Annotated in this window: 7 protein-coding genes, 2 pseudogenes and 1 CRISPR repeat array; of the genes and pseudogenes, 4 read left to right on the forward strand and 5 right to left on the reverse strand. The window is 42.6% G+C overall.

Annotated elements, in window-relative coordinates:
• Positions 1–251 precede the first annotated feature (251 nt).
• From EWV66_RS09835 to EWV66_RS09850, 4 genes and pseudogenes are all read left to right on the forward strand, one after another.
• Positions 252–1181, forward strand: coding sequence for an NAD(P)H-dependent glycerol-3-phosphate dehydrogenase (locus tag EWV66_RS09835; protein WP_287109253.1), 930 nt, complete (start codon positions 252–254; stop codon positions 1179–1181).
• Positions 1182–1416: 235 nt separating this feature from the next.
• Positions 1417–1566: pseudogene (locus tag EWV66_RS09840) on the forward strand (IS4/Tn5 family transposase DNA-binding protein); the annotation flags it as partial.
• A gap of 39 nt (positions 1567–1605) precedes the next feature.
• Positions 1606–1764 (forward strand): annotated as a pseudogene (locus EWV66_RS24395) (IS4 family transposase); the annotation flags it as partial.
• A 165-nt stretch (positions 1765–1929) separates the two neighbouring features.
• Positions 1930–2202: a lipopolysaccharide assembly protein LapA domain-containing protein gene (locus EWV66_RS09850; RefSeq protein WP_002788612.1), complete on the forward strand. Its 273-nt coding sequence runs from the start codon at positions 1930–1932 to the stop codon at positions 2200–2202.
• Positions 2203–2541: 339 nt separating this feature from the next.
• Positions 2542–6121: direct repeats of the CRISPR family, unit length 37 nt; unit sequence GTTTCAATCCCTAATAGGGTTTAAGATTAATTGGAAC.
• Between the two features lie 233 nt (positions 6122–6354).
• On the opposite strand, the gene cas2 is transcribed toward EWV66_RS09850, so the two are convergent.
• The 5 genes from cas2 to EWV66_RS09875 all read right to left on the reverse strand — a co-directional run bounded on the left by cas2 (position 6355) and on the right by EWV66_RS09875 (position 9748).
• Entirely contained in the window at positions 6355–6627 is a 273-nt protein-coding gene (gene cas2, locus EWV66_RS09855) for a CRISPR-associated endonuclease Cas2 (protein ID WP_002742874.1), read from the reverse strand.
• A gap of 12 nt (positions 6628–6639) precedes the next feature.
• Positions 6640–7644, reverse strand: a complete 1005-nt coding sequence (gene cas1d / locus EWV66_RS09860) for a type I-D CRISPR-associated endonuclease Cas1d (RefSeq protein WP_287109254.1) — start codon at positions 7642–7644, stop codon at positions 6640–6642.
• Between the two features lie 5 nt (positions 7645–7649).
• Positions 7650–8243, reverse strand: a complete 594-nt coding sequence (cas4, locus tag EWV66_RS09865) for a CRISPR-associated protein Cas4 (protein ID WP_287109255.1) — start codon at positions 8241–8243, stop codon at positions 7650–7652.
• A 2-nt stretch (positions 8244–8245) separates the two neighbouring features.
• Entirely contained in the window at positions 8246–9079 is an 834-nt protein-coding gene (gene cas6 / locus EWV66_RS09870) for a CRISPR-associated endoribonuclease Cas6 (protein ID WP_287109256.1), read from the reverse strand.
• A 126-nt stretch (positions 9080–9205) separates the two neighbouring features.
• Entirely contained in the window at positions 9206–9748 is a 543-nt protein-coding gene (locus tag EWV66_RS09875; RefSeq protein WP_287109257.1) for a Uma2 family endonuclease, read from the reverse strand.
• Positions 9749–9750 lie beyond the last annotated feature (2 nt).

A 9750-nucleotide genomic window follows, 5' to 3' on the forward strand; every position in this document is an offset into this window, starting at 1 on the left:
GGGGGGTGCCGATCCCCCCTTAATCCCCCCTTGATAAGGGGGGTGCCGATCCCCCCTTAATCCCCCCTTGATAAGGGGGGTGCCGATCCCCCCTTAATCCCCCCTTGATAAGGGGGGTGTCTGACAACTTTTAACACCTACCTACTTATCAGTAATCGGTGAATAATTTCATTTAAGACTCATAACCTTCAAATCGAATCATTTCTAACCAGTCACTGATCAGGGATCACTAATAAGGAGGAGAATAAAAGTTGTTAGAAAATGCCAAGAAAATTACGGTGATAGGTGGGGGAATTTGGGGACAAACTCTCGCTAATTTGGCTAGACGTAATCACTTAGCTGTTAGGGTTTGGTCGCGTCATATTGGGGAAGATTTGGGGGCTATTATAGCAGATACTGAGGTAATTATTTCAGCAGTTTCGATTAAAGGGGTTGTTCCAACGATCGAAAAATTACAGCAATTACAATTAAATTCTCGCATAATTATCGTCACCGCTACTAAAGGATTAGAGCCAATCACCACTCGTACCCCCTTTCATCTTTGGAATCAAGCTTTTCCCGCTAATCCCCTTGTGGTTCTTTCCGGTCCCAATTTAGCTAAAGAAATTAATCAAGGTTTACCCGCTGCGACGGTGGTAGCAAGTTATCTGCAAAAAGCAGCAATATTGTTACAAAAATTATTATCTGGGGAATCTTTTCGGGTTTATCTTAATAGCGATCCCTTGGGGACTGAGTTAGGTGGCACTTTAAAAAATGTCATGGCGATCGCTTCTGGGGTTTGCGATGGTTTACAGTTAGGTACTAATGCCAAATCTGCCCTGTTAACTCGCGCTTTACCGGAAATAGTTCGGGTGGGAACTTGTCTAGGAGGTTGTCAAGAAACTTTCTTCGGTTTATCGGGTTTAGGGGATTTATTAGCTACCTGTAATAGTCCTTTATCTCGCAATTATCAAGTGGGTTATCAATTAGCTTTAGGTTTATCTTTGCCTGAGATTTTAGCAAAGTTAGAGGGAACTGCCGAGGGAATAAATACCACAGAAGTTTTGATGAGAATTGCCCAAGAAAAAAATTTATATGTACCGATTACCTGCCAAGTTGATCGTCTTTTGCGCGGGGAAATTTCTCCCCAAGTTGCCGTTTATGAATTGATGCGTCGGGATTTAAAAGCAGAATTTGATTGAGAGACAAGAGATTTTTCAGTGATCAGTAATCAGTGGGGGGTTGGGGAGTGGGGAGATGATGCCAAGTCATACCATTTTTCAAAAATAATGGCAGAGATAGTTAATTGCCCTCACCCCCCTTCCTAATCCATTAGTCAGATCTTTCTTAACAAAAAGAGAAGAAACTTAAAAAAAGGGGAACCGATTGATAGGTATAGTTTTGAAAGAAGGAATCAAGGTGGAGGTGAGCAAAAAAATGGAGAAATGGGCAGCCCAAGAATTACAGTATGCAGACCTAGGGGACACGAGAAGAAAGAAAAGGTTAATCAGTATCGTGGAAAACTTGGCTAGGCAACTTAGTACAAGGGTACGACATTCCTCGGCAAATCTAGCCGCCGTCAGTGCCACATCTGATTTTGGGAATTCACCCTATTTTCAACCTTCAGCGGTGAGAATGATTGCTTCTCTTGGGGTTTTTTTAGGTAGAAAAGGCGACGGTGAACCTAGTGTTAAAACTATTTGGTTAGGACTGGGAAGGTAACATGATATCAGCCAGACTTGGAAACTATCTGATCAAATTATTTTCCCCATAGAACCCCCTTGAGCAATCTTGCACACTTTTCTCTTTTTGTCAAATTTTATGTTAAGAAAGATGCGACTAATGGATAGGAGGGCCACGAATAAAGAAAAATGGTATTAATAGGGAGCTAACTGCGAAATTAGCCTACAAAACCTGAAAAAATCTCCCACAAACAGGGCGAGGACAAGCATGAATACAATTAGTAATTTTTTAGCTAGTGCTATTGTCGGCGGCTGGATTATGACCATGGCAGTTTTTGCTATTCAAAATATCCAACCAGTTTCTTTAAAGTTTCTACAATTTGAGTCAATTAAAGTACCTATCGGTGTTTTATTGGCTTTTTCTTTGGGAATTGGATTTTTTATGGCCGCATTTATCCCCGCTTTTTTGAGAAAGTCGAAAAAATCTCCTCGCAGTCGCTTTCCTCCCCCACAACCGGGGTTAGACGAGTTTGATTTTTAGATAGGGTTTGCGGCAAAAAGTTTGTTGGTGGGGTTAGGAGTCAGTAGCCGGTCGTTAGTAGCCGGTCGTCGGTCGTTTCAGGCTTTGTTGCCCTGCTTTTTTGTACCAGTTTGCGTACTATAAAAAGAATAATGCCAGGTTTTTGAATGTCCCAATCCTATATTCGCAGCATGAACATCGGATTTTAACAGGTCAAAAGCCTTATTTTAAAAGGGTTTTACCATTATTCAGCCAGCCCTATCTAGGTCAGCCCCTAATCACTTAAATTCTGAACAAAAACGCCAATTCAAGTCTGAATTGGCGCGATAATCGCTTCTAATGCCGTTGAATCTTTAGGGTGTTTCAATCCCTAATAGGGATTAACATTAATTGGAACGAAAGTCGGTTAGGAAACCCGTGGCATTAGAGCCGTTTCAATCCCTAGTAGGGTTTAAGATTAATTGGAACTTGTTTCATTCATCACTTTTAATGAGAAAAGTTGGTTTCAATCCCTAATAGGGTTTAAGATTAATTGGAACCCGATAGAAAATTTACGCTAGGAGTAAAAAAAATGTTTCAATCCCTAATAGGGTTTAAGATTAATTGGAACATGGGGAATCCTCAAGGGTGATTAGATCAATTCCACGTTTCAATCCCTAATAGGGTTTAAGATTAATTGGAACGGTGTCATCCCGGGACTATGATGGGCGCGTTAGCCGGGGTTTCAATCCCTAATAGGGTTTAAGATTAATTGGAACAATTTTTCGCTATAGCTATCTCGAAAATCACAAAGTTTCAATCCCTAATAGGGTTTAAGATTAATTGGAACTTGGAATCAATATTTTGAGCCAATTTATAAAATACTTGGTTTCAATCCCTAATAGGGTTTAAGATTAATTGGAACCGGACAAGATGAATGAACAATCAAAATGTTGGTTTCTGTTTCAATCCCTAATAGGGTTTAAGATTAATTGGAACCCATCAATTTAATCCTAATAGAGTTGATTGCTGATGTTTCAATCCCTAATAGGGTTTAAGATTAATTGGAACAGAATTTATAGGATCAATGTCAGTTACTATCGAAGTGTTTCAATCCCTAATAGGGTTTAAGATTAATTGGAACATTGAGAAGCGATTCTAGATCGATCTCTGATTTAGGTTTCAATCCCTAATAGGGTTTAAGATTAATTGGAACGACTTTTGATAATGCTTCCATTATATAATATCTGTGTTTCAATCCCTAATAGGGTTTAAGATTAATTGGAACGTGGGCCAAGTCTATCTCGCTCCGCGTTACCTCAAGTTTCAATCCCTAATAGGGTTTAAGATTAATTGGAACAATACCCCTGCTATTATATCATCTATAGGATTGTCGTTTCAATCCCTAATAGGGTTTAAGATTAATTGGAACCTTGAAAAAGCTGTCCGAGCAGCTTCAAGATTATGGTGCGTTTCAATCCCTAATAGGGTTTAAGATTAATTGGAACATGCCGCATCTCCCCAGTTGTTTTTTGTTAATTTGTCAGTTTCAATCCCTAATAGGGTTTAAGATTAATTGGAACCAGCGAATGAGATACCCCTCCGAAAATTCTACAATTTGTTTCAATCCCTAATAGGGTTTAAGATTAATTGGAACAGTAATCACTCCCAATGGATGGGATCATCCTTTGTTTCAATCCCTAATAGGGTTTAAGATTAATTGGAACCCGTTGCAAGCCGCACTGTATAAGGGGTGTGGCTTACGTTTCAATCCCTAATAGGGTTTAAGATTAATTGGAACACGGTAAAAACAAAGACTTTTCTCAGGCTAAAAACGTTTCAATCCCTAATAGGGTTTAAGATTAATTGGAACGTTTGGCTAGGGCGAGGATGAGGCTCTCTGTCCCGTTTCAATCCCTAATAGGGTTTAAGATTAATTGGAACAGAGGTAAAAATGCCTAAAAAATCGAGAATTGATAGTTTCAATCCCTAATAGGGTTTAAGATTAATTGGAACCTCAATTTTTTAAGATTCTTGGGGGGAAATGGTTTGTTTCAATCCCTAATAGGGTTTAAGATTAATTGGAACTACAATTTCCGTCGGGGACTTGCCTCGAAGCAGGGTTTCAATCCCTAATAGGGTTTAAGATTAATTGGAACCCGCTTTCCACAGATTCAAAACTGACAACTCGATGTTTCAATCCCTAATAGGGTTTAAGATTAATTGGAACCGACTCGCTGTAATTGGCATATCCACCGACACGAATGTTTCAATCCCTAATAGGGTTTAAGATTAATTGGAACTTGACGGCGACTGAAGGGGCATCGATCGCTAGTGGGTTTCAATCCCTAATAGGGTTTAAGATTAATTGGAACATCATCCCGTTTAGTGGCGACTGTCCCCACTTCCGGTTTCAATCCCTAATAGGGTTTAAGATTAATTGGAACTCTTTTTCTGGCGCAGACACAATCGGCTTGGCAGTGTTTCAATCCCTAATAGGGTTTAAGATTAATTGGAACTAGATTGGTATTATCGGAAAAAGCCATCATGATTTGTTTCAATCCCTAATAGGGTTTAAGATTAATTGGAACCTTCCAAGACTGCCCCTGGGTATCCCCCCAGTTGTTTCAATCCCTAATAGGGTTTAAGATTAATTGGAACATCGCAGAGCTTGAAATAATTCGATAGATCACCATCGTTTCAATCCCTAATAGGGTTTAAGATTAATTGGAACCTGCGCTAAAGCATCCCCTAGTGAGAGAGGCAAGTTTCAATCCCTAATAGGGTTTAAGATTAATTGGAACGCCGCACCTGTCTGGCAGTTTTGCCCTCTGGGTTGTTTCAATCCCTAATAGGGTTTAAGATTAATTGGAACAGTATTAAAACTCACATTCCCCTCTTTGCTCACCTTGTTTCAATCCCTAATAGGGTTTAAGATTAATTGGAACACTTTAACAGTGGCCGCTCCCGTAGGAGCCACTACTTTGTTTCAATCCCTAATAGGGTTTAAGATTAATTGGAACTGTAGAGGTAAAAAATTATGCCCCGATTTGACAATGTTTCAATCCCTAATAGGGTTTAAGATTAATTGGAACGGAATCCTGTAATCGGGACTGATCCGATTATTTGGTTTCAATCCCTAATAGGGTTTAAGATTAATTGGAACAAAAGATAAACCAAAGGGTTCCAGAAAATCCAAAAGTTTCAATCCCTAATAGGGTTTAAGATTAATTGGAACAGTTATGTCGCAGTTGCAAGAGTCCGCAATATGCGTGTTTCAATCCCTAATAGGGTTTAAGATTAATTGGAACGAGCAATCTACAGGACTCAAGATTAAATACCAGATGTTTCAATCCCTAATAGGGTTTAAGATTAATTGGAACATGGGGGGGGGGATTTAGAGGGATTATCCCGCTCTGTTTCAATCCCTAATAGGGTTTAAGATTAATTGGAACAAAAATGATCATCAATGGCTTTCTCTACAAAGCGAGTTTCAATCCCTAATAGGGTTTAAGATTAATTGGAACAGCATTGTGCATCGTACATCGATAAAAGAGGATTGTTTCAATCCCTAATAGGGTTTAAGATTAATTGGAACTCTTTAATCAATTCATTATGATTAGAATTTGTTGGTTTCAATCCCTAATAGGGTTTAAGATTAATTGGAACAAAATTTTTCAGAAAAGGATCGGGGGATTACTAATGTTTCAATCCCTAATAGGGTTTAAGATTAATTGGAACTATCTTGATCAAAAGCGATGATAAACTCCCGGCCCGGTTTCAATCCCTAATAGGGTTTAAGATTAATTGGAACGACGGTGCATCATCAAGATTGTGATCCTTCTAATAATGTTTCAATCCCTAATAGGGTTTAAGATTAATTGGAACTTTCCCTATTCCGGGCGCGTTGCCCATTAAGTTGTTGTTTCAATCCCTAATAGGGTTTAAGATTAATTGGAACCGCCCAGTGGTAAAAGCTATACGCTATGGGGTTTTCAAGGTTCGTATGCGCCGCACCCGCAATAAATCTATTGTACAGCAAGTGACCCAGTTCTTCAAGACCCCGCAAAACCCTACGGGATAAGGTGCGCCCCGCGTTAGAAAGGAAAATCATCTCGAATCTATATTGCATAAGCTTTTCAGCCACCAGATAATAGTTAAGGATTTTTACAGCTACCCGGAAGCGCAACCGAGCTAAACAAAAAAAATCGTATTATCCCGGGGTAACTCACCACCGATACGTTCCACTTTACCCCGACAACAGGCGCAGAGAAAATAAAAGCGGATGCTATCGGTATCGGGTTTGATCAACTTACTCAAGCGCCCGCGCAGCTTAGCGTACTGGGTATCGGTTAGATCGCACTCAAAAACACTATACTGCACCCGTTGGCCGTAGGACTTTAACGTATTGTGAATTTTGGTTCGTCGCTTATCGTCGGAAATATCGTAACTGACAACAAAATACATGATCGCCTCTACCTACTTTAAAATCAAAGGTGGATACTTATCCGTCTCGTCCATGAGATATTTCGCCATTAGTCGGGCCTGAATCTCGAAAGCTTCTTGATAAGTACACTGTTTACCCATTACTGGATGCTTAAACTTCGATTGTTTCTTCTGTTCGTACAAGCGCAGGAAAATCTGTAAACCTTCTCTCGTCAAGGAAACCGCACCACTTAAGGGTTCGGTGGTGAAATGTTCGGGGGTAAGATAAGGGTGATTGACCCCATTGAGAACCACGGCATCAACGACGATCGCTCTAAATTCCTCCATCAGATCCAGTGCCAGCGAGGGGCGACCATAGCGTTGATAGTGAAGATAACCGAGATAGGGGTCAAAACCGACCAAATTGATCGCACTCTGCACGTCATGGCGCAATAACGCATAACCCAGACTCAAAAGAGAATTGACTGGATCTCGCGGGGGGCGACGGTTACGCGAGGTAAAGGTAAAAGTATCACCGAGAATTAAGGAATCAAAACAACTGAAATAGGCTGCGCTTCCGGCTCCTTCTAACCCCCGGAGAGAATCGATCGCCGAGGTTGTTTCGATCGAGCCGATCGCTGCTTCCAAACAAGCGATCGCTGTTTGTAAATCCAAGTCTTTTCGATCGCGTTGACGACGGAGTAGAATGTTGCGGTAATTCTTCAGCTTGCCGCGGACGAATCCCCGCACTAAATGAATGGCTTTCGGAGAATCGCCCGCGGCCTGCCATTGCGCTCGACGAACGAAAATATTTTTGGTCATCTCCGGTTCCAATCTACCGAGATATTTTCCCGTGACAGTGACAAAACTCAGGGGAATATGACGTTCGAGCAGTTCGATCACCAATGCGGGAGAAACTGAACCCCGTCCGAAAATCACCACTCCTTCCACGTTCAATAGAGGTACATCGAGGATCGTTTCCTTGGATGCTTTAACCGTTAAACGCTCGTCATTTTTGCCGAGAAATGCGTCTTCTCTGGTCACATATACCGTTCCCATATTTTTTAGTCTTCCTCTCGATATCGTTGGACTTTTTCGGTTAATCGGGGCAAGCAGCGATCGAACAAACTGCATCCCTTGCAGCGGGGTGAATAGATCGCCGGGGGCATTTTTCCCGTCTGGATCAGGGTTTCAACTGCTCGGATCGTAGCGATCGCCCGTTGCCGTAGAGCAAGATCGATCGCCACCGGTTGACGCTGGTGAGAACTGGCATAGTAGATATAGCCGGTATCTAGCCTTTTTCCAGTCATTTCTTCCAAACACAGAGCTTGAGCGCACACCTGCAACTCGTCGTTATCCCATTCGCCCTTACTGCCCCGTTTGTATTCCACGGGGATAAATTCGCCGTCGTGGGACTCGATCAGATCGGCTTTACCGATGAGACGGTAATTGTCTGATTTAAGCCAGATCGCCCGAATTTGCCATATTTCCTCGCGGTTTCCCGCCCCGACGGTGTGAACTCGCTCGTGTAAATTTGTTCCCTCGATCGTGTAGCTATTATCGAGAAATTCCCCGGCGACGAACATTCTCCAACAACGGTGGGGACAGTAGGCGTAATGGTTGAGAGCGGCGATCGGTATGTAATCAGATTCATCCATAACTATCTTTTCTCCTTAGCAATTCTGCGAGTCATCCCCATTCCCATGGTGGTTTTCCGTCCCACTCCCGCGTAGAGGGCAAAATCCGCCAGTACATTAATCGCTTTAATCTTTGCGGGTTCCACCTCTCCCAAAAGACGATAGTGAATCTCGCCCACACAACCGAACGACTGGTTTTTATAGGCTTCGTCGGCTAATTTCGTTTGAATATCGAAGAAACTGGGAAAAATCGAGTCTAGGGCAATAGAATCGAAGGGGATACCGCTATAGCGATTCCAACGATTAAGAAGGCTATTAAACACCAGTTCCCGCGTCGGTAAGGCACTATCGAATTTTCCCTGCCGGAAGGTGACGGGGGTGGCGAAAAGGAAATCAAATTCCCGATTCGTTTCCGAGGCGTTTTCATACAGGTATTGATAAGTACAGGAGTTCGCCCAGGGTTGAACCGATTGTGGGGTGGCGAGGACGCTAGTGATAACGAGATCGGCGGAACCGAGATGCCAGGGGTGTTTTGGATTGAGATTCAACCAGAGCGAGGTTAATTTACCGAATAATCGGTCATCGAGCAGAGAAATCCGCCACCAGCAGGGAGTTTCGGGGGCGATTGGCCGTTCGTATCGCCACTGCGGGGAATTTATCGTTTTTCCCCCGGATTGCATCTGTAGTGGCGATAAGGTAAAAGCTTTATCTGCCTCGGCTGCGTGTAGAATTTTCCCTAATTCCTGATCGACACTACTGACAAGGGTAAGGAATAGCGCATGAAGATGTCGTCCGGTGAGAAAATTCGGATAGATCGGCGATCGAGGGGTGAGATTGAGAACGAGACTGTAGGGCATTAAGTAGCTGGTTATAATTAAATTAAAAATGGACTTTAGCTTCGATCCCCCCTGCCCCCCTTGATAAGGGGGGTGTCGATCCCCCCTTAATAAGGGGGGATCTGATGATTTTTAACGCCTGCCTACTTAACTTAATCGGGCCTTGGCAAAAATTTGTCTGGGGGTTAGGGTTAAATCGGGGAGGAGAATATCGCTAATTTCGTCATCGCCTTTTTTAATCGCCGGGGGTGCGTCGGGATAGAAAATTGTGATCTGCTTGGCCCGGGGATCGACGATCCAGACGCGACTGACTCCCGCTTTTAGGTAGTCCACGGCTTTTTCGCTCAGGCTGCTGAAAGATTGTTCCGGAGAGATAATTTCGATGACTAATTCCGGGGGAACGGGACAAGCTTCATCGGTGAGGGGAATATCTCCTAACCTTTCCAGGGAAATGTAGAGAAGATCGGGAACGGGACACCAATCTCGATCGTTTTTGCTGAGAATGATCGCCCATTCGATTCCCACTTCTCCCCGTCCTTGATTCCAGCGATCGAGTATAGAAGATAAAGCCAGAGTTAAACGAGAATGAAAGAATTTCGGTGACATTTTTGCGATCGCTTCTCCATCGACTAATTCATAGGTAATATCGCCATCGGGAGCGGTTAGGGAGAAAAATTCTGGTAAAGTCAGGG

The organism is Microcystis sp. M_OC_Ca_00000000_C217Col (genome assembly GCF_007095585.1).
Taxonomy (GTDB): Bacteria; Cyanobacteriota; Cyanobacteriia; order Cyanobacteriales; family Microcystaceae; genus Microcystis; species Microcystis panniformis.

Excerpts from the sequence above, each read along its gene's own strand:
- EWV66_RS09850 (WP_002788612.1), top strand. The coding sequence starts at position 1,930 with ATGAATACAATTAGTAATTTTTTAGCTAGTGCTATTGTCGGCGGCTGG.
- cas2 (WP_002742874.1), bottom strand. The coding sequence starts at position 6,627 with ATGTATTTTGTTGTCAGTTACGATATTTCCGACGATAAGCGACGAACC.
- cas1d (WP_287109254.1), bottom strand. The coding sequence starts at position 7,644 with ATGGGAACGGTATATGTGACCAGAGAAGACGCATTTCTCGGCAAAAAT.
- cas4 (WP_287109255.1), bottom strand. The coding sequence starts at position 8,243 with ATGGATGAATCTGATTACATACCGATCGCCGCTCTCAACCATTACGCC.
- cas6 (WP_287109256.1), bottom strand. The coding sequence starts at position 9,079 with ATGCCCTACAGTCTCGTTCTCAATCTCACCCCTCGATCGCCGATCTAT.